Origin of the sequence: Gluconobacter sp. P1D12_c, from assembly GCF_018812105.1 — a bacterium.
Taxonomy (GTDB): Bacteria; Pseudomonadota; Alphaproteobacteria; order Acetobacterales; family Acetobacteraceae; genus Gluconobacter; species Gluconobacter oxydans_A.
This window is the reverse complement of sequence record NZ_JACSIQ010000003.1, coordinates 139,206-159,622: the sequence shown is the minus strand read 5'-3', so window position 1 is coordinate 159,622 and position 20,417 is coordinate 139,206. Positions and strand designations below refer to the sequence as shown.

Genomic DNA, 20,417 nt, shown 5'->3' with positions numbered 1-20,417 from the left:
AAAGACCGGATTCAGGCATGAAACAGAAATGTCATGTAATACTGGCACTACGATCGGAGCCACTGCGCCCTGAAAAATGAATCGTAAATACTGATCCTGCCAGTTCCTGATTGGGCCGGAACGCACTGATTTTCAGCGTTGCCCCATGCAAATGCAGAATTGCAGATACAAGACTCAAACCAAGACCACTTCCCGGAATGTGACGACTTTTGTCTGAACGGTAGAATCGCCCCAGTACGGCGCCCCGCTCTTCCTCCGCAATCCCGATGCCCGTGTCATGAACCTGAAGCCAGGCGCAGCCCTGCTCGTCCTGCCCGACCATCAACCCAACATCCCCGCCTGGAGGGGTGAACTTGATGGCGTTGTCCACGAGATTTGCCAGAACCTCGTTCAGAAGATCCATATCTCCATAGAGTGGGATTGCGCGATCTGCGCCTTCCACACTCAGAGCCAACCCGCCAGCCTCGGCAATTGGCTCATAGAGATCTGCGATACCCGCAACCAGCTCCGACAGATCCATCGTTGTGAATCCAGCCTGCCGGCGTCCGTTCTCAATTTCACCGATACGCAGCAGCGCCGTAATCACGGAAAAGCACTGATCCAGATCCTGCGTGGCCCGCAGGATGATGGACTTGAGGTGAACAGGATCATCTGACGACGAGAGTGCTCGCTCCAACCGCGCCCGCACACGTGCCAGCGGGGTCCTAAGATCGTGCGCAATATCGTTGCCAACATCCCGAATTTCATCAAGCAGATGTTCAAGCCGATCCAGCATCCGGTTCACGGCGCCTGCAAGACGCTCGATATCATCCCATTCGCGCCCGGCGGGCAAACGCTCATGCAGATCGCCCGCCATGATCCGTTCAATGGCCTGTCGCATCTCTTTGACCCGCGCCAAGGCCCGATGACTGAGAAACAATCCCGCCAGCAGCGCAAACAGCACCATTGGCACCAGTGAAATCAGCGCAGCTCGCTTGATAATGTACCGAAGCTCATCCGCCATATGCATGGAGCGGGCAAGGACCAGAATCCGATCCCCTACTCCGCCACCCGGCCCCGGAACTTCTATCGCCAGATATCGCATCTCATACGGCGTATCCCCCGGAGGCGCGACTTTGAGCCGACGCGTCCGGTTGGAGACCTCCAGCCCTTCAGGCCAACGCCGAATGTCACCAACAATACGGTTGTGATTCAGGTCGAACAGGCCAGCACCATTCAAAATGACGCGCAGGTCCGTCTTGCTTCGTTCCCGCACGACATCTTCCAGACGCTCAGGTGTCTCCTGAACGAGAAGTGCAGCCTCACGCCTAAGCAGATCGCTGGAACGAGCACTTTCGTAACCGTTCATCTGAGCATAGACGAGCAGGAACTGCATCGTGATGCCGCCGATCATCGCCACCACGAATGCCAGTGTCAGCCGGAACGTGGCTGTCCGGAAAATGTCAGTCCGATACACGCAGACTGAACCCCGCGCCCCGGATGCTATGGATCAGCGGCGTTTCGCCGTGAAGATCAATCTTTCTGCGCAACTTGCCGATATGCACGTCCACCAGATTGGTCTGTGGCACAAAACGGTAGTTCCAGACGTCCTCAAGCAGCATCGTTCGGGTCAGAACAGTGCCCGGGCGACGCATCATGTATTCCAGAAGACGGAACTCACGTGGCAGAAGCTCAACGTCCCGGCCACTGCGAGATACCTTGCGTTCAATCAGGTCCATTTCAAGCGGACCAACACGCAGAACCGTTACACGGCTATCCGTAGGACGCCGCAGTAAAGCCTCCAATCGGGCAGCAAGCTCTTCCATAGCGAACGGCTTTGTAAGGTAGTCGTCACCGCCCGCCTTCAGGCCATTCACACGGTCATCAACTGCGGACAATGCGGAAAGAACCAGAACAGGAAGTGTGATCTTCTGGCGGCGCAGGGCCTCGATAACACTCAGGCCGTCCATCTCAGGCAACATACGATCAACGACCATCAAGTCGTATTGACCGGACTGCGCAGCTTCGAGGCCCAGAATGCCGTTATCGACCCACGTCACATCATAACCGCGCGTCTTCAACTCCTCGGAGACTTCCGACGCAATACTTTCATCGTCCTCAACCAGCAGGAGACGAATGACAGGCTCAATCGGGCGGGAGGCCGCCTCGTGCTCAGGTACGGTCATCATACTCATGACTGTCACATGCGGGAATATATCCTGTCATCCAATTAAAATCAGTCTTAAGCTTCCAGACTATCAATCTCGTCCTGCTCCTCATCCGTTTTATCAATACCATCCAGCGATCTCAGGCGACGCCCAAGAACACGGGTCCGGCGGCGCGCCTCTTCGATCGTGTTTCCCATCGTACCGGCATTCCGCTGCAACCGTTCAAGAACCTGATCCATCCGAAGCATTTCCTGCCGTGTCGCGCCCAGCAAGCTTGCAATGGTTTCTGTCCGCTCTTCCAACGCAAGCGTCACATAACCGAGATGAACCGTACGCAGCATGGCGGGCAGCAATGACGGCCCCATGACAATCACCCGATACAACCGCCCAATTTCATCAATAACGCCGGGCATCCGGGCAATTTCGGTATAAAGACCGTCCGTCGGCAGATACAGAACAGCAAATTCAACCGTTACAGGTGGCCGGATATACTTGGACGCGATCTTGCGCGCCTCGAATTTGATCGCCATTTCAAGCTCGCGCCTTGCAGCCTTTTCAGCCGATGCATCCGAAAGCTCTGATGCATTCAAAAGGCGCTCGTAGGCCTCCGTAGGAAATTTGCTGTCAATCGCCAGTCGAGGGGCGACATGCCCTTTCACAGGCATTCGAATGGCAAACTCTACCGACTCTCCGCTGTCTCCCAGTCGGAAGTTAGTGTCATAACTCCCTTCTGGAAGAATATCGTCCAGAATAGCCCGGCACTGCGCCTCGCCCCAGCCACCGCGCGTTTTGACGTTCGAGAACAGACGCTTGAGGTCGCCGATCTGGGCTGTCACGCTTGTGACCTCACCGAGAGCTTTCTGCATCGCACTGAACTGCTCAACCACGCGCTGAAAGCTGGTTTGCATCTGCTTTTCGACAGCACCGTGCAACTGTTCATTTACGGCCAGACGGATCCGCTCGATTTGTTCATTCTGACTCTGCGCCATGTCACGCAACGCATCAGAGAGCAGAACGCGCCCTTCAGCCTGATCCTGCCCAACGCGACGCGCGAGATCACCAAGTTTTTCGCTGGTTTCAAGCCGAAGAGCATCCATCCGACCGGACAGGACACGCTCAACTTCGGCCAGATGCGCACGCTGATAGTCCGCGTCCCGCGCACGCTCATCGGCTTCACGGTCCAGCAGGCGGGCGACGTCCCTGCTATTACCACGCAACAACGCCAAGGCAGCCACCACGAGAGCCGCTGCTGCAATAATCCATGGAACGAACTGCACCATACCGGAACTCCCATCCTGCATGGCGCGGTTCTATCCCCTTAGGAGCTCATGTCCAATCCTGGCAGCCTCAGGGCTGATGGATGTTGCCGTAGCTTGCAGCGCCCAGCCCGGGGCAGGAACAAGAGGTACCCAAAGGAACCTGCGTAGGCATCTTGCAGGTGTAGATCCCGGCCTTGCAGGTATAGCCATACCCGGCGACCGGCGCTGACGGGTTAACAGGGCCCGGCGCGGCCGTTCCGACGCATGCACCCAGTCCAAGGAATGAAAGGCCTGCAACAGCACGCAGGGCTGAACGGCGAATAGAACCAGACATCAACATGACCCTCTCAAAACAATTCATGTGAGCGCAAAACGGATCTTCCGCTCATCAGTTGCGGGCATCCTATGCCGATATGGCAATCCTGTGGCGCCCCAGCCTATACACGAGCAGCAGCAGCCTGCCCTGCAGCAACACCGCTGGACCAGGCCCACTGGAAATTGTGGCCACCCAGCCATCCCGTGACATCCACTGCTTCACCAATCGCATACAGCCCCGGGACGTCCCGCACTTCCATTGTCTGGGACGACAGACCGCTCGTATCGATCCCTCCGCGCATAACTTCGGCCTTCGCGTACCCTTCCGTTCCAGAAGGACGGACTTCCCATCGGGACAGACGTTCTGCGAGCGCTTTGATATTCTTGTCCGGCTGATTGGCCAGCATGACGTCTCCAAGCCCGGCAGCCAGCTCTTTCGCCAGACGCGCGGGGAGCGCTTCAAGCAGGCTGGGAGGAAGCGCGCGCGGACGTGCCTTCTTGATCGCCAGCAAAACCTCCAACGCATTTCGCCCTGGCATCAGGTCAATATGAGCCGTGCTACCTGCCTCAAGATAAGAGGAAATCTGGAGGATGGCAGGCCCTGACAGCCCACGATGGGTGAAAACCATCCCGTCGGCAAAGCGAGGCCCTTTTTTCCCACAAGTTGTCACGACATCCAGAGACACACCCGCCAGAGAAGGGTCCGCATCATCCAGGACCAACGGCACCAAAGCGGGAGCAGTCGGGACAATTTTCAAACCGAAGGATCGTGCGATCCGCAGGGAAAGGTCCGTAGCGCCCAGTTTGGGAATGGACAGACCGCCGGTCGCCAAAATCACAGAACGGCTTCGAACATCCCCGGCATCCGTGCGAACGACAAAGCCGTCCGCATCGGACTCGACATCCGTGATCCGTGTCTCCATCCGCGCTTCACAACCAGCATCCTGACATTCAGACACCAGCATATCCACGATCTGACGGGCAGACCCATCGCAGAACAACTGCCCCTTGGCCTTTTCGTGCCAGGCAATCTGATAGCGATCCACCAACTTCACGAAATCACGCGGCGTGTAGCGCGCCAGCGCCGAGCGCGCAAAATGCTTGTTCTGGGACAGGAAACAGTTTGGCCCCGTCTCCAGATGCGTGAAGTTACAGCGTCCACCGCCCGAAATCAGAATCTTGCGTCCGGGTTCGGACCCGTGATCCAGAACCAGTACACGCGCACCACCACGTCCCGCTGTTGCAGCAGCCATGAGGCCAGCCGCACCAGCCCCAAGGACCACCACATCAAATGTCACGGACAGCTCCCGCTCAGAAATCCAGATTCGCATAATGACCGGGCGGCGTAATGCCACTCATCCGGTCAGTCAGAAGGCCGCGGAAACACGGGCGGGACTTCACCCGAGCATACCAGTCCTTGGCGGCCGGCGCTTTTGCCCAGTTCACATCCCCAATGAAGTCCAGCGCCGAGAGATGCGCAGCAGCAGCGAAGTCAGCCATCGAAATAGACGGTCCTGCAAGCCAGGACCGCGTTTCTGCCAGCCAGCCGATATAATCCAGATGGAAGCGCATGTTGCCGTAACCGGCCCGCAGGACGTTTCCGTCTGGGTGACCACGGCCATACAACCGCTTGTCAACTTTTTCGCCCAGCAGGTTGCGCGTCACTTCCTGCCCGAAACGGGTCTCAAACCAGTCCATCAATCGGCGGACTTCGACACGTTCGGCAAGCGTACGGCCAAGCAGGGGTGTATCCGGATAGGCTTCATCCAGATATTCGCAGATGACGCGGGCGCCAGGTACAGCCAGCCCGTTCTCTTCAACAAGAACCGGAACCTCACCAGCAGGGTTCAGAGCAAGGAATTCCTCGCGCTGTTCCCACACCCGTTCGATCACGAGTTCACAGGGCAGTCTCTTCTCGCCAAGCACAAGCCGGACAAGACGGCATTGCGGGGAGAGTGGAAGGTGATGCAGGATACGCATTCTTCATGTTCTAAGTCAGCCATTACGCGCTCACAAGAGCCTCCGTCATTGCTTCCATACAGGGCCAACGAATTTTCCGATGTCAGACACCGCATCCGCTTCCCACGCCTCCTCCCCGATGCGCATCCGTGCCCGCGGCCGCTCTTTTCTGGCTCTGGTCCTGTCACCGGAGGCACCCCTGAACCTCTGGCTGGCTGGCCTGGATCAACAGGTCGTCCGTTCCGGCGGTCTTTTCAGCGGAAAGCCGGTGATTCTGGACCTTGGACTTCTCTCGGAAGAAACACCGGGCCTGCCAACCCTTCTGGAAGATATCCGCAGTCGTGGCGTGCGAGTTATCAGCATTGAAGGTGGAGATCGTTCATGGCCAGCTGTCGCGGGGTGGGACTGGCCCGCCTCCTTCGAAGGCGGCCGCCCTTCCGGCGAAGTGGAGCTTCCCGATCAAGGGGCCACAGCGGATGCAACAGCCGTCGCGGCGCCCGCAGGCGGGCAAACGCTGATCCTCGACGGCGCCATCCGCTCAGGACAGTGCATCCAGCACATGCAAGGCGACGTGATCATTATCGGCTCCGTTTCATCAGGAGCGGAGATCGTCGCGGCAGGTTCTATCCACGTTTACGGTTCGTTACGTGGTCGCGCGATTGCCGGTGTCGGCGGCAAGTCTGAAGCGCGGATTTTTGCGTCCAGAATGGAGGCCGAACTCCTTGCTCTGGATGGCTTTTACGCCGTTACGGAAGACATTGACGCTGCTATTTTCGGCCAGCCCGCACAGGTCCTTCTGGATGAGGACCGGGTCCGCGTTTTGCCTCTTCCGCGCTGATCCGGAGGCGGGAACTGCAAGAAAGTGACCTCATGCCACGAAACAGCCCTTATTCCCGTGTTGCCGTAAGGCTTTACTATCCCATAGGATAAGGCATCAGGCGCGGGTTCCGCACAACGGGCGGCATTACGTCACAGAAGCAGTTTTTGGAGTATTCATGGCCAAGGTTCTGGTTGTCACCTCAGGCAAGGGTGGCGTCGGCAAGACGACATCGACCGCCGCTCTCGGCGCCGCACTCGCGCAGAGCGGCCAGAACGTCGTTGTGGTGGATTTTGACGTTGGCCTGCGTAACCTTGATCTGGTGATGGGTGCAGAACGTCGCGTTGTGTTTGACCTCATCAACGTGGTGCAGGGCGACGCAAGACTGTCCCAGGCCCTGATCCGCGATAAACGCTGCGAAACTCTTTCCATTCTTCCGGCATCGCAGACGCGTGACAAAGACGCGCTGACGTCAGAAGGCGTAGCCCGCGTCATGGAAGAACTTCGCGAGAAGTTTGACTGGGTCATCTGTGACAGCCCGGCCGGCATTGAACGCGGCGCGCAACTCGCCATGTACCATGCCGACGCTGCGGTCATCGTGACGAACCCTGAAGTCAGCTCCGTACGTGACTCGGACCGCATTATCGGCCTGCTGGATAGCAAAACTGAAAAGGCCGAACGCGGCGAGAAGATTGAAAAGCACCTTCTCATCACGCGCTATGACCCGATCCGCGCTGCCCGCAAGGAGATGCTGAGCGTTGAAGACGTTCTGGAAATCCTGTCCATCCCGCTGGTTGGTATTGTGCCGGAAAGCGATGATGTTCTGAAGGCGTCCAACGTTGGCGCTCCTGTCACCCTGTCCTCTCCGGAAAGCCTCCCGGCGCGCGCCTATTTCGAAGCCGCACGCCGTCTGGCTGGTGAGAAGATTGAAGTTTCAGTCCCGGTCGAGAAGCGTGGCTTCTTTGACTGGCTCCTTGGCAAGAAGGGTGCGGCATGAGCTTCCTCGCAAACCTCTTCGCAAAACGTCAGCAGACGTCCAGTAGCGCTGTCGCACGGGATCGCCTCCAGATTCTTCTCGCTCACGAACGTGGCGCAGGTGAAGAAGGTGAGTCAGACCTGATCAAGCAGCTTCACAAAGAAATCATGGAAGTCATCGCACGCCACGTCGCCGTCGATCAGGACAAGGTCAAGATCAAGGTCGATCGTGGCAGTGGCTGTTCAATGCTCGAAATTGACGTCGAAGTTCCTCAGGAACTGAACAAAAAACGGGCGTCCTGATTTAAAGCCGGGCCGATCGTTTTGGCTCGGCCCTTTTTTCTCCTAGCGGCGTTCAGGCCGCATCAAAAACGGAACATGCGCCATGAGCGGCTTTTTCGGTAACATCGTGAATCAGGCCATGGGCGCCCTTGGCGGCCAACTCGGCGACAAGCTGGGCGGTAGCTTTGGGGATATGCTCAAAGGCGAAGGCCTGAACATGCTCATCGCACAGGCCAAGAGTGCAGGCCTTGATGAAAAGATCCATTCCTGGATTGGCAATGGTGAGAACCTTCCCATCACCACGGATGAACTCCGCAACCTGCTGACGAACGAGCAGATCCAGATGATTGTCGCAAAGACAGGTCTTCCGGCAGCAACCATTCTTCCGGCTATTGCCCAGCTGCTTCCTGCAGCAGTGGACAAGCACACGACAGAAGACCAGCTGCCTCCGCAGCAGACAGCCTGAAGGCTCCTAGCCCGAAAAAGCCCTCGACCCAGTCCTCTGGTCGAGGGCTTTTTCGTTTTTAATCACCCGGTGTCCCGGCTTTGGATGGTGCACCTTCGGGCAGGGCATTGTAGGCTTCCGGCTCTTCAATCGGGAACCTGACCAGCAGATAGGGCGGAACGCGCCGGTCTTTGCCTTCATTGAAAGACGCCAGTCGGTTCCACTGACCAAACGTGCAGTACACATATTTGTCGGATGCAAAAATACCATCCGGTGAGAGCGCGCGCGGGTCCCGCAGCATCAGCTTGAAACTGCCATCCGGCTCACGTCGTAAGATACAGTCGTGTTCGTAGTTGGTCGTGTAAAGACGATCGTGCCGGTCGAAATCGAGGCCATCAGCCACCCCTTTCTCACCTTCATCCCTGATTGCCGGCTCAAGCGTTGCATCATCCGAGGAGACATCTGCGAGCAGACTAACGGGCAAGCTGTAAAGACGGCGACTTGTCAGAGGCGAGAAGTACAGACGCTGCTCGTCCTTTGTGATGGCGATACCATCCACACCGCCCGAAACAAGCTGGGGCTTATCGGGAATGTATCGGCGAGGCTCACCCTCCACAATTGCCAGAAAGCCCTGCTCCGCCAGAATGGCCTTGCTTTGCGTCAGCACACGACGCGCCTGCCCCGTCGCGACATCCACCACCACAAGTCCCGGCTTCGTTCCGAATGAAGAATCCGTCACGAACACTGTGCCTTGCGCGCCATGAGACAAGGACACACGCAGATCATTCATATGACTGTCTGACAGAAGCGCCGGCGCTTTCAGGATAAGCCTGTGAACAATGGTGTTGGTCTGTGGGTCGATACAAATGATCTTGGCGGCCCCTGGCGCCAGCGGGTGACCGGCTCTTTTGCCATCATCAATCGCCCAGATCCTGCCTTTTGCGTCCAGCGTCATGCCATGAATGGACACAAGGCAGTCCGCGGCCGCGCGGCTGCCGGGCATACTTTCCTCGACCGAGGGATAAGGAACCACTCTCCCCTTCACGAGCTCACCCAGTGTCGCGCCCTTATGGTCAACCGCATGACGTGGAAAACCAACGAAAATGCGACCATCTGGCAGAACCACGACGCCCGAAGGCCCTGGTCCATCAAACCGGGCCACTACTTCGAATACCCCGGAAGGGCCTGTTCCCCGGTCTTCGTTTCCATCAGCCCAGGCAGGTTGGGATACCAGAGAGGATGCAGCGAGAGAGGCGGGCGCAACCGATGCTGCACGCAGAAAATGACGACGCTTCACTGTTAAAGCTCCAAGTGGTCAGTCAAAGAGCAACGCTCCAACTGAGGGAATGAAGCAACACCAGGACACAATTTTCGGGAATGTTATCAAACTGCAAGAAATTGCGTTGACCAAAACGATACACGACATCAGATTGTCGAATTATCAATACACTCTCGTGAGATCGTTAAATCGTGGCTGTACGCTTTTCTTCCCGACATCTGGGACTCCTTGGTACCACACTTCTTGGCTCCTCCCTCATGATGCCGGTTGCAGGACTATGCGCAGCCGTCCCGACAACGGACACCCATCACAAGAAAACCAAGAGTCAGACAGTCCGCAATGCCGCTCCCGCACACGCCAGGGACGTCTCTGGCGGCACTGAGGCTGTGATTGTCACGGGAACGCGTGAGTTCGGCAAGAAAGCGCGGGATTCCATTTCCCCGATCGATGTTGTTTCGAGCCGCCAGATCACGTCAACGGGTCAGCCAACCCTTCGCGATGCGCTCTCCCTCCTGCTACCGTCCCTGACAGTCCCGACAGCAGGCTTCGACGCTGGCGCCCTTACGGACACCATCGCCCTGCGTGGCCTGAACCCGAATGAAACCCTTGTACTTGTGGATGGCAAGCGTCGTCATACGACGGCCAATATTTATGCCGATCCAGGGCCGTCTCAGGGCGCAACCCCGGTTGATATCGACATGCTGCCCATGTCCATGATCGACCACATCGAAGTTCTGCGTGACGGCGCATCAGCCCAGTACGGCTCCGACGCGATCGCTGGCGTGGTGAACATCATCACAAAGAAGCAGGACCACGGTCTAAGCATGCGTTCTAACACCGGGATCACGAGCGAGGGTGATGGCTTCCAGCAGGGTGTGTATCTGGATGGCGGGTTCAATCTGAATAACCGCGGCTATGTGCATATCGGTGGCGATTTCGTGCATCAGGACCACGCGTTCCGGTCCGGCAAAGACAATCGTACCAACCAATATACCAATCAGGTGCTGAGCCAGCCCGAGCAGACACGTGAGAGCGTAGCCATTACTGCTGGTTACGACATCACCGAGACTGTTCAGGCCTATGCCAGTGCCACCTATGCCCATCGGCATGCGGAATCCTACCAGAATTATCGCCTGCCCTCGACCCTGAGCGCCTATCCCGGATACGCCGCAAAATACCCATATGGCTATTCGCCGATCCTGGGACTGGAAGAAAACGATTATGAACTGACAGCTGGTTTGAAAGGCATGCTTGCAGGCTGGCACTGGGACCTTTCCACAGTGTATGGCCGTGACTATGATCGGTTTGATGCGCTGAGCACGATTAACAGCGCCGTCTATACAGCCTCAGGTCGTACGCCAACAAACTTCTACAATGCGCAGGGCTATAACAATTCCCAGTGGACGAGCAGTTTCGATCTGTCCCGGAAGTTCAACTTCTCTTTCTGGCCCCATAGCATCAACGTCGCCGGTGGCGCAGCGTATCGCTATGAATCCTATTCAATGGGCACTGGCTCCGCAGACAGCATTGCAGGCACAGGCGCTGACGGCATCCCCGGTACGACAACTTACAACGCAGGCAACTGGTCCCGTGATGTCGCGTCTGGATACGTCGATATTTCTACCCACTTGATGAAGAACTGGCAGGTCGATCTGGCAGGCCGCATCGAGCACTATACAGATGTTGGAAATGCCAAAACCGGCAAGGTCTCTACACGCTATGATTTCAGCCCACGGTTTGCTGTTCGCGGGACATTCAGCAGTGGCTTCCATGCCCCGACACTGGCCCAGCAGCATTACTCCGCGCTGGCTGTCTCCCCAACTGCAGCACGCGGCCTGATTGCAGCCAATTCTCCAGGGGCATTGGAGAATGGTGCTTCCCAGATGAAGCCGGAGCAGGCCACAAGCGTCGAAGGTGGCATTATCGTAGAACCGATCCGCAAGCTGCACGTCACTGTCGATGCCTACCAAATTGACCTCCGTGACCGTATCCAGCCAGGCGGAACAATCTACGGTTCGCAAGCTTATAAGGCCCTCTACACGAACGGTTTCCCGCTGCCATCAGGTTCCGAAAACTGGGGCGCTGGCCAGCTGTCAGCTTACTGGTTTGCTAACGTGGCCACGACCCGCACACAGGGCTTGGACATCAATGCAACTTACCCAAGCGAGTTCGGCCGCTTCGGTCATGTGGACTGGGACATTGCCATTAACCTAAACCGGACGCGCCTGCGTCACCAAGGCACGACCACCAGCGGTGCAAACCTGCTGACCATCCCTACTCTCGCCTATCTGACGACAGCCTACCCGCGCTCTAAGATCATCTTTGGCGGTCGCTGGCACTCGCCCAACAACACATGGGCCGTCGCCATTCATGAAATCCGCTACGGTCAGACGACATCAAACCTGACCTATTACACTGGCCCGAACGCGTTCTCGACCACGAACTATCGCGAGTTCCAGAACGCACCTAAATGGACCACCAATGCGTCTGTAACCTACAACATCAACACGCGCTGGAGTGCGACGATTGGCGGCAACAACATTTTCGCTGCTTACCCCTCCGTCGTGCCAAAGGAAAACCGCTATCTTGGTGCGCCCAAGTACTACATGAGCACCAACCAGCTTGGTATTGCTGGTGGCTATTACTATCTGGATGTGTCTGCGCGCTTCTAAGCCAGAACGCAAAACGGCGGAGCTGAACTCCGCCGTTTTCCATAACCACAATACTGACAACCCATCCACTTAATGCAGACGCGGGAAAGTCAGACTTTCCAGATACCACACAACGCCGAGATATGACGGCGGCAAAGTGCCAGATCGGGTGCACCACTCTGCTTGCAGGCCAGTTCAAAAGCCTGCGTTTCGCGTGCAGCCCGGCTCAGAGCCGAGACAGACCAACGGTCCAGAGCCTGATTAAAAGAAGCGGTTCGTTTAAAGAAGATTGGCGGCTTGAGCGCTTTCATGGCTTCTGCGCGGCCTTGGCCAGCCTTCACCGCAAGTGCCACTTTCTGAAGCCGCGTCAACACGCTTAGTACCGCACGCGCAACCGCTACGGGATTAGCCCCGTCGGCCAAAGCGCGCTCCAGAGCCTGATCTGCCTCTGCCCGATGGCCGGACAATGCGGCAAAGACCGCATCTTCGAGAGAGCTCCCCCCCGCATCACCCACGCAGTCCTGAACAGCGTCAAGATCAAGTCGACCGTTTGGCCCTGCATAGAGAACAAGCTTCTCGATCTCCCCGCGAACACCGCTTCGATCTGCCCCAAGCCGTCCCATAAGCCAGGTCAAAGCATCCCGGTCAATGGAAACTGCGGCCTGGGACAAAGCATCTGTCACCGTCTGGGATAACGCCCGGCCTTCCTCAGGATAGCAGGCAATAGAGGCTATTTCTTTGTGCCGCTCGGCGAAAGCACGCAGCGTGGATCGTGACGTCAGGCCGGGTGCCTCAATCACAATCAACGTGTCCGTCGAGACTTCCAGAGCACGCGTCAGCATGGGCGTCAGGGCATCCGTGCCGCTCCGAACCCACACGACACGCCGACCACCGATCAACGAAAGGGCAGTGCCCTCTTCCTCAAGACGATCATGCGTCTCGCGATCAAGTTGGGAGACGCGAAATGGATCGTCCAGCGTCTCTGCAACGAGCCGAACGGCCTGAGCTGCTCTTTCCCGTATTAGCCCCGTGTCTTCGCCATGCAAAAGAATGGCGCGCCATGTTCCGGCGTCGGACAGGGCACGGCCAATATTACGGGCCTCAATTTTCATTAATTACTTGTCGTGCCCTGAGAGAGACGTCCCGTCGCAGAAGCCGGGAAGCCATCCACGCCAACGCGATCTGTAGCAGACCCGTTATCGGAAGGCATCCTGTCCGTATTGATATACCGCGGCATATCAACAGGTGCTGCATTGGACGGCATGTTATGAGAGCGAAACCAGACTGCGAGTTGCTGCGTGAGGCTCTGAGCCAATGTGTCCGCAACACGCCCTTTGGTCGTTTCGTCATTCAGCGTTTGAGCAAAATACTGTTCAAAACTGGCATTGTAACCGTCCAACGTTGTTGCATCTCCCTGAGTGATCAACTGTGGAGACTGTTCCACCGTGAACAACTGCCAGTGCGCAGAACCGGAAACGCGAATACGCCCTGCAGTGTTATCCTGGTGAATATCAATGGCTTCACTGTTAGCGCCCGAGTTGACCCGTAACGTATAACGCTGAGGATTTTCCGGACCAGAGCCTGCAAGATTTTTTTGCAGGGCCAGTCGCAGTTCCTGACCATATCTTCCCGGAATATTCGCGACGTAAACCTGTGCGAGTTCGGCCGAAATATCGGTTTTCGTGTCCATCTTGCCGTAGAGAGGGGTGAAACCACACCCTCCCAGTAGAAGGAACGCAGAAAGGGTCAGGGAACTGCGACGTTTCACGATCAGCCTGCTACCACAAAATTGACGATCCGGTTGGGAACGTGGATTTCCTTCACCAGACGTTTGCCCTCAAGGGCCCGGGCAACATTAGGCTCAGCCTTAGCCGCAGCGAGAACGTCATCCTTTGGTGCATCTGGCGGCACCTGGATCGTTCCACGCAGCTTGCCTAGTACCTGCACACCAATTGTGACGCTCTGAACTGCAAGCCACTCATCCTGCGCCTCAGGCCATGCCCGATCCACAACGAGTTCACCGCCAGGTTCGAGAACCGCCATCATGTCTTCAGCCAGATGCGGCATCATTGGCGCAGACAGCAGGCAAAGCGTGGACGCAGCTTCACGACGGGCTGCCGCAAGCCCCGCTCCCTCTTTGCCCTGAGCCTCTGCCAAAGCAGAAGTCAGTTCATGCAATCGAGCCACTGCGACGTTAGGCGTGAAGGCTTCCAACGCTTCTGTGACAGCTGCAATCGCACGATGCGTAGCACGGCGCAGATCATCTCCAGCCGAGCCATGCACACTGTCAATTGGATCAGCCGCAGCCACAGCGGAAACCAGACGATGCAAGCGCTGCCCAAACCGGGCCGCAGCAGCCACGCCGGACGCGGTCCACTCCATGTCACGCTCTGGCGGACTGTCAGACAGAACAAACCACCGCGCCGTATCAGCACCAAAACGCTCAATAATCTCTACCGGAGAGACCGTATTGCGCTTGGACTTGGACATCTTTTCAGAGCGTCCGACCTGAATGGGCGTTCCCGTGTCGCGTCGGACAACCACATCACCTCGACGCTCGACTTCTTCCGGATAGAGCCAGTTTGCCCCGTCCTTGTAGCTTTCGTGCGTGACCATGCCCTGAGTGAAGAGGCCGTCAAACGGCTCATCCAGACCCAGGTGCCCCGTCTCATGCATGGCGCGGGTAAAGAAGCGCGCATAGAGCAGATGGAGGATCGCATGTTCAATGCCGCCGATATACTGATCGACGGGCAGCCAGCCATCAGCCGCAGCCGGTACGGTCGGCGTCACTGCATGCGGGCTGGTAAAGCGGGCGAAGTACCAGGAACTGTCGACAAACGTGTCAAACGTGTCTGTCTCACGCGTGGCGGCAGACCCGCAGCTTGGGCAGGAAACGTGCTTCCAGGTCGGATGATGATCCAGCGGATTGCCCGGCCGATCAAATGTCACATCTTCTGGCAGGACAACTGGCAGCTGATCATCCGGAACCGGAACTGCACCACACTTCTCACAGTGAATAATGGGGATCGGGCAGCCCCAGTAACGCTGCCGGGAAATTCCCCAGTCCCGCAGACGCCAGTTTACGACGCCATGCCCAACGCCCATGCCTTCAAGGCGCTCGATGACTGTTTTTTTGGCGACTGCAACAGCCAGACCGTCAAGGAATCCCGAATTGTAGAGCGTAGCTTCGCCCGACACAGCCTTCCGGCCAACGCGGAATGTCTCAGCATCTTCACCAGCGGGCAGCAGAACCTGCGGCACGGCGAGATCATACTTGTGAGCAAAATCAAGATCACGCTGGTCGCCACACGGGCACCCAAAGACCGCCCCCGTGCCATAATCCATCAACACGAAATTGGCGATCCAGACAGGCGCCGTTTGATCTGGATTCAAAGGATTGCTGACGCGAAGACCCGTATCGAAGCCACGCTTTTCAGCAGCCTCAATCACCTCTTCGGATGTTCCAAGACGACGGCATTCTTCAATAAATTCAGCCGCAGCGGGATTGGTCCGGGCGACCTTGGCTGCCAGCGGATGGTCCGCGGCAATACCAACGAAGCTCAATCCGAACAGCGTATCCGGCCTGGTCGTGAAGACTTCGATACCATCCAGATCAATGTCGAAGCCCGACGGCGGGCTATGAAGAGCGAAACGGACACGTGCACCTTCTGAACGCCCAATCCAGCGTTCCTGCATCGTCCGCACGCGCTCCGGCCAGCGATCCAGTTGCCCCAGCGTATCGAGGAGCGGCTGAGCAAATTTGGTGATTTTCAGGAACCACTGAGAAAGAACTTTCTTCTCAATCAGCGCTCCGGACCGCCATCCGCGTCCCTCGACCACCTGCTCATTGGCAAGAACCGTCTCATCGACCGGATCCCAATTTACAGACGAATCCCGGCGTTCAACCAGGCCGCCAGCGAGCATATCCAGAAACAATTTCTGCTGCTTGCCGTAATATTCCGGAAGACAGGTTGCGATTTCGCGATCCCAGTCCAAGGAAAAGCCGAGACGTTGCAGTGTGCCGCGCATTGTGGCGATGTTTTCCATCGTCCACTTGCCAGGATGCACATTACGTTCCCGCGCGGCATTCTCAGCGGGCAGCCCAAAAGCATCCCATCCCATAGGATGAAGGACCGAAAACCCTCGTGCGCGCTTATAACGCGCTACGACGTCTCCGAGCGTATAATTCCGCACATGACCAACATGCAGTTGGCCGGAGGGGTACGGAAACATCTCCAGAACGTAATATTTTGGCCGATCAGCCGGAGGCACATCTGGAACAGCAAATACATTCCGCTGTTTCCACTCTGCCTGCCAGAACGGCTCCCGGGACTGAAAATCGAAAGCCGTATGTGTCGTGTCGCTCATGTCTAACTCAGTTACCCTGTTCGCCGTTTTCTGCACGCAACTGGCGGGCGCGGGTCAGGATGCGGGTCGTAATGTCAGACGTGGTCGTGGCTGAAACCGGAGTATCCTGCCATTCGCCGTCCTGAAACACCTGCCGGAATACCGACACGCGAAGCGCGTCAGAACGCATACGGCGGTCAAGCACATACGCAGCAATCTTGAAGCGCTCGCCCTTGCTGGATGGCGGCTGATACCAGTCCGTCAGAATGACACCACCGACTGCGTCGGCGGAAGCCAGCGGCATAAACGAAAGCGTGTCGATCGCGCCACGCCACAGATAGGCATTAACGCCGCCCTTGAGCTGGTCAGCGCCGCCTTCTGCCCCGCGATCAACGCCTAGCAGATGATTACGTGGCGCAGTTAGACTGCTGGGATCACGAGCGCCGCCACAGGCAGCAACTGTACCGAGGGCAAGAATGCCCACGGCCGTCCGAAGCGCTGAACGGCGGGAAGAGCTGGAAACAATCATCTGCATACGAGACATCATGGTGGTCCTGCGGGCCGGGCCAGGGCCGTCACGGGCATGGAGACAGACTGGCGAAACCTGAATCCGGGCAACATCAATTCCGTGTTCATATCGCGCTCATCGGGTAAGGCCAAGCGCCCTACCTCCACATGAGCGCTTTATAAAAGACCTGTTGAGCTGAAAGCCTGCCTCAGCTCCGCCTTTTTAGACGCACTCAGATACGGAAAACGACTCAGAATCTTCTCAATTGTCAGGTCCGGAACCAGACGGTGCAAATGCTGTCGAACCTGCTGGATTTCCTCAGCACTTTCACCCTCAAGCACCAAAGCTGCCAGATAATAAACCAGCGTGCTCGAATAATTGGGGTGCAACCCAGCCATCAGACGCCCCATTTCAATGACGTCCTGACGCTCCCCGCCCAACATCATGAACATCATGAAAAACGGTCGGATCAGCGTTGAAAGTGGAGAATGATACGGATTGTGACGCAACTTTCCGGCTACCGCCGCCGCCTCAGCCAGGTTCCCATCCAGAACATGTAACAGGACGCGGCACAGCAGCACATCGTGCATGTTATGTGTGCCTGAAGCCCCGGCCATAGACTTCTCACACATTCGCATGATGGAACGTGCCAGAGGCACAGATGCCGGATCGTGCATTAGCAGCGTGGACAACAAAATGGCCATGCCCGGCGCATCTGGCTTGAGATTTACCAACAGGCGCGCGAACTCAATACCGCGCGCGAGCAGCGCTGTTCCCGCCGCACTCCAATCATTTTCGTAGCGGATCAGGCAGTACAGCACCTGCATCACGGCCACGGTACCTTCCCGCGGATCTTCAAGCCCTGCAGCATCCAGAAGCTGACTAATTCTCGGGAACAGGGCATTGTCCCGCTTCAGTAGCAACATGAAAACCCGGGTCGCTTTACCCAGAGCGGAGAGTTCACTGTCTGCACGGTTCGCCGTGCGGCGTGCCTCTGCAAGGAGAAGGCCCCACTGCATTGCCGTAGCAGGCCCTATCAGCCCGTTGCTGACTGACATCGGATCCAGATCCGGGAGATCGTAATAGGTGCCCCAGACAATAAACCCGCCGGCCCGAACATCCAGAACCTTCAGAATGAGCCGGAAAGCATTATCCGAGGCACCGGCCCGGACCGCCCCAGTCACTACATAATCGGCGCCGAGCCCACGATACGATGCAAGGGGGTTCGCCGGGTCTGGAACGAAGCCTTCAGGCTTTGCCACAATGTCAAAAGTATCAACATGAACGAACAGGAGTTCAAACTGGTCGCTCAAGCTGGTTGCACATTTTAACTCGGCGTCTTTCAGTCCATCTGCAGAGAATGGAGAAAGTACGAGCAGAGAAATCTTTCGGGATTGCCCCGCTGCTATCTGCGAAAGGTGAAGCGGCAATGCCAGCATCGGATCTGTACGCTGCGCGCCTGCAGGAACAGCAAGAGTATCGTCGGTTCCTGAAAACAGCGCCGAGGCGCTATCCAGTTCAGCAATACCGGCAGCCCCAATACTCGGTTCAAGCCCTGCTGCCTTGAGGACACTCGAAATCAGCGCCTGGGTGACAGGGCCTGCAACATGCCCCTCTTCCTGCCCAAAGGCGCGCACGGCCTGCTCTGCCAAGAGAACAGCCCTTGCCTGTTCACCGCGACGCAAAGCACTTTGAATTTTGGCCCGCCATGCGGCTTCATTCAGGGGATCGACCTTGAGAAGACGATCCGTGACGTCATCCACCTGCTCTGGGTCAGTTAACTCGCGCAAGCAGCCTTCATAGAGCCCTAGAAGATGATGTGAGAGCCGCGCACGCTGCTGACTAAGCCACTCATCAAGCGCTACATCGATTCCGCTAAGTTCCCCAAGCAGTACCTCCTCCGGCGCGGGGATACTGTCGATGGTCCTGACACTGGCGGTGAGGATACGTTCAGCGTCCACAGACGTCAGAGCAGGCTTCAGCATAAGAGAATGCCGCTGCACGTCTATGATCTCGACACCCAGGGGACTCAGAGCATCCAAAAGGCGGTGAATTTCCTGTCGCAACGAAGCGCGCGCCATATCTTCTGGCCTGCGACTCCATAGCAGCTCAGCCAATCGGGAGCGCAGGACGGGCTTTCTGTCAGACAGGGCCAGAATGGCCAGAAGTGCACGTGTTTTACCTCCAACAGGAAGAACACTTTCCCCCGTTAGAGTTCGCGCTTCCATTTGCCCGATTAACTTGAGACGTAAAAGTGTGGGGTCTGCTTCGCGGGCCTGGCGCACTGAACTTGAAAGCATCTTAGTCATACCCATCAATACCCGCAGTCAGACCGAAACGCATGAAAAGGACGCAGACTATCTCGATCAGATATTCGATGCGAAACCATGGCAAGCAACCCTCAACCCTGACAGCCCTGAAACAGGCGTTTCAAAACGCTCGCTGTAGGAACAGGCTGTAGCATTACCATCCTCCCTACCCAGGCGCTGATAATGTCCAGCAACCGCACCCCATCAGAAGATTTCTTGAAATCTTTATGGAGGGGTCTATTTCGAGGATAGCAATTCTTCGCGCCCATACATTGAGGCGAAGATATACCACCCAGTTACGTACTACTTTCTCAACCTATCCACAGGATAAGCCGAGACTATGGCACTTCATCAGAGACAGCTTTTGACACAGACACTTCTGAAAGTTTGATATCAAAAAACTATGTAGACAGAGATGACTGGAACCACAGACAAAACGAAAGCGCAAGAATGTTCTTACATTTTTACCTCCAAATTCAGACATATAAATAAGCCAAAAACCCTGCAATTCGAAATATGATTTACTATTTTATATTAATCTTGTAATTAAATTACAGAATAAGTAACGTTTCCGCCCTACTGATATCATATTTAGTTTAAAAAATAATAACAATTTTTTTCGGTATTAATCCTCAGCAGAGCAATGCTTGCAGGTGAAAGCATCTTAGGATAACTAGCTCTCCGTGTGTCCGCGTAGCTCAGCAGGATAGAGCACAGGATTCCTAAGGTATGAATTGGGCGCCATGGCAGGAAACTTCATGGTGGATTCACTCAAATTCGGGGAACGCTCTGGTTCACTTGGGCCGTGCCAATCCCGAGCCAAGCTTTCCGCATTGGTCGGAAAGAAGGTGTAGAGACTGTACGGGTGACACCTTGGTCGCTTAAGGGGCCGTGGTGAAGAGACAGTCCAGACCACGAACATGCCCACGGGCATGGCGGCGAAAGTCGAAGTGGTATGAATCCTGGGGCCGGAGGTTCGAATCCTCTCGCGGACACCACATAGGCACTCCCTTTCCGCTACTGAGTAATGTTTTACAATTTACCCATATTTCTATCCATCGTATTTCTATAATAATTTTTATGTTCATCGGTGCCTGTATATCGCATCACTTCGGCAAGCCATA

Annotated in this window: 17 protein-coding genes; 5 read left to right on the top strand and 12 right to left on the bottom strand. The window is 56.4% G+C overall.

The window, feature by feature from the left end; genetic code table 11:
• Positions 1-31: 31 nt before the first annotated feature.
• The 6 genes from KP705_RS04580 to KP705_RS04555 all read right to left on the bottom strand — a co-directional run bounded on the left by KP705_RS04580 (position 32) and on the right by KP705_RS04555 (position 5,701).
• Positions 32-1,456 carry a HAMP domain-containing sensor histidine kinase gene (locus tag KP705_RS04580; RefSeq protein ID WP_046901166.1) on the bottom strand — a complete coding sequence of 475 codons (1,425 nt, stop codon included), beginning with the start codon at positions 1,454-1,456 and terminating at the stop codon, positions 32-34.
• Positions 1,443-2,165, bottom strand: a complete 723-nt coding sequence (locus KP705_RS04575) for a response regulator transcription factor (protein ID WP_046902023.1) — start codon at positions 2,163-2,165, stop codon at positions 1,443-1,445. The genes KP705_RS04580 and KP705_RS04575 overlap by 14 nt, the downstream gene beginning before the upstream one ends.
• Positions 2,166-2,221: 56 nt before the next feature.
• Positions 2,222-3,448, bottom strand: coding sequence for a DNA recombination protein RmuC (locus tag KP705_RS04570; RefSeq protein WP_046901165.1), 1,227 nt, complete (start codon positions 3,446-3,448; stop codon positions 2,222-2,224).
• A 46-nt stretch (positions 3,449-3,494) separates the two neighbouring features.
• On the bottom strand, positions 3,495-3,746 hold the full coding sequence (locus KP705_RS04565; RefSeq protein ID WP_232309210.1) for a hypothetical protein: 252 nt from the start codon (positions 3,744-3,746) through the stop codon (positions 3,495-3,497).
• 97 nt (positions 3,747-3,843) lie between these two features.
• Complete coding sequence (locus tag KP705_RS04560; protein ID WP_046901164.1) at positions 3,844-5,052, bottom strand: aminoacetone oxidase family FAD-binding enzyme; 1,209 nt, start codon at positions 5,050-5,052, stop codon at positions 3,844-3,846.
• A complete protein-coding gene (locus KP705_RS04555) occupies positions 5,033-5,701 on the bottom strand; it encodes a glutathione S-transferase family protein (RefSeq protein WP_046901163.1) in 669 nt (222 codons plus the stop codon). The genes KP705_RS04560 and KP705_RS04555 overlap by 20 nt, the downstream gene beginning before the upstream one ends.
• A gap of 79 nt (positions 5,702-5,780) precedes the next feature.
• Here KP705_RS04555 and minC point away from each other — a divergent pair, with 79 nt between their 5' ends.
• From minC to KP705_RS04535, 4 genes are all read left to right on the top strand, one after another.
• Positions 5,781-6,518 (top strand): septum site-determining protein MinC, encoded by a 738-nt coding sequence (gene minC / locus KP705_RS04550; protein WP_046901162.1) that lies wholly within the window; start codon positions 5,781-5,783, stop codon positions 6,516-6,518.
• A gap of 157 nt (positions 6,519-6,675) precedes the next feature.
• Positions 6,676-7,494, top strand: coding sequence for a septum site-determining protein MinD (minD, locus tag KP705_RS04545; protein ID WP_046901161.1), 819 nt, complete (start codon positions 6,676-6,678; stop codon positions 7,492-7,494).
• Positions 7,491-7,775, top strand: coding sequence for a cell division topological specificity factor MinE (gene minE, locus KP705_RS04540; RefSeq protein WP_046901160.1), 285 nt, complete (start codon positions 7,491-7,493; stop codon positions 7,773-7,775). The genes minD and minE overlap by 4 nt, the downstream gene beginning before the upstream one ends.
• Positions 7,776-7,857: 82 nt before the next feature.
• Positions 7,858-8,220 (top strand): YidB family protein, encoded by a 363-nt coding sequence (locus tag KP705_RS04535; RefSeq protein WP_046901159.1) that lies wholly within the window; start codon positions 7,858-7,860, stop codon positions 8,218-8,220.
• A 58-nt stretch (positions 8,221-8,278) separates the two neighbouring features.
• Here the strand turns inward: KP705_RS04535 and KP705_RS04530 are convergent, their stop codons facing one another.
• Positions 8,279-9,496, bottom strand: coding sequence for an L-dopachrome tautomerase-related protein (locus KP705_RS04530; protein WP_046901158.1), 1,218 nt, complete (start codon positions 9,494-9,496; stop codon positions 8,279-8,281).
• A gap of 173 nt (positions 9,497-9,669) precedes the next feature.
• Here KP705_RS04530 and KP705_RS04525 point away from each other — a divergent pair, with 173 nt between their 5' ends.
• The gene (locus KP705_RS04525) at positions 9,670-12,150 is read left to right on the top strand and encodes a TonB-dependent siderophore receptor (RefSeq protein ID WP_046901157.1); all 2,481 of its coding nucleotides are present in this window, start codon (positions 9,670-9,672) and stop codon (positions 12,148-12,150) included.
• A gap of 89 nt (positions 12,151-12,239) precedes the next feature.
• Here the strand turns inward: KP705_RS04525 and holA are convergent, their stop codons facing one another.
• The 5 genes from holA to KP705_RS04500 all read right to left on the bottom strand — a co-directional run bounded on the left by holA (position 12,240) and on the right by KP705_RS04500 (position 19,299).
• The gene (holA, locus tag KP705_RS04520) at positions 12,240-13,241 is read right to left on the bottom strand and encodes a DNA polymerase III subunit delta (protein WP_046901156.1); all 1,002 of its coding nucleotides are present in this window, start codon (positions 13,239-13,241) and stop codon (positions 12,240-12,242) included.
• Positions 13,241-13,897, bottom strand: a complete 657-nt coding sequence (locus tag KP705_RS04515) for a lipoprotein (RefSeq protein WP_046901155.1) — start codon at positions 13,895-13,897, stop codon at positions 13,241-13,243. Before KP705_RS04515 ends, holA begins: the two co-directional genes overlap by 1 nt.
• 2 nt (positions 13,898-13,899) lie before the next feature.
• A complete protein-coding gene (gene leuS, locus KP705_RS04510; RefSeq protein WP_046901154.1) occupies positions 13,900-16,497 on the bottom strand; it encodes a leucine--tRNA ligase in 2,598 nt (865 codons plus the stop codon).
• A 7-nt stretch (positions 16,498-16,504) separates the two neighbouring features.
• Positions 16,505-17,086 (bottom strand): DUF3576 domain-containing protein, encoded by a 582-nt coding sequence (locus KP705_RS04505; protein ID WP_080951478.1) that lies wholly within the window; start codon positions 17,084-17,086, stop codon positions 16,505-16,507.
• 74 nt (positions 17,087-17,160) lie between these two features.
• Positions 17,161-19,299: a hypothetical protein gene (locus tag KP705_RS04500; protein ID WP_215764108.1), complete on the bottom strand. Its 2,139-nt coding sequence runs from the start codon at positions 19,297-19,299 to the stop codon at positions 17,161-17,163.
• Positions 19,300-20,417: the final 1,118 nt, after the last annotated feature.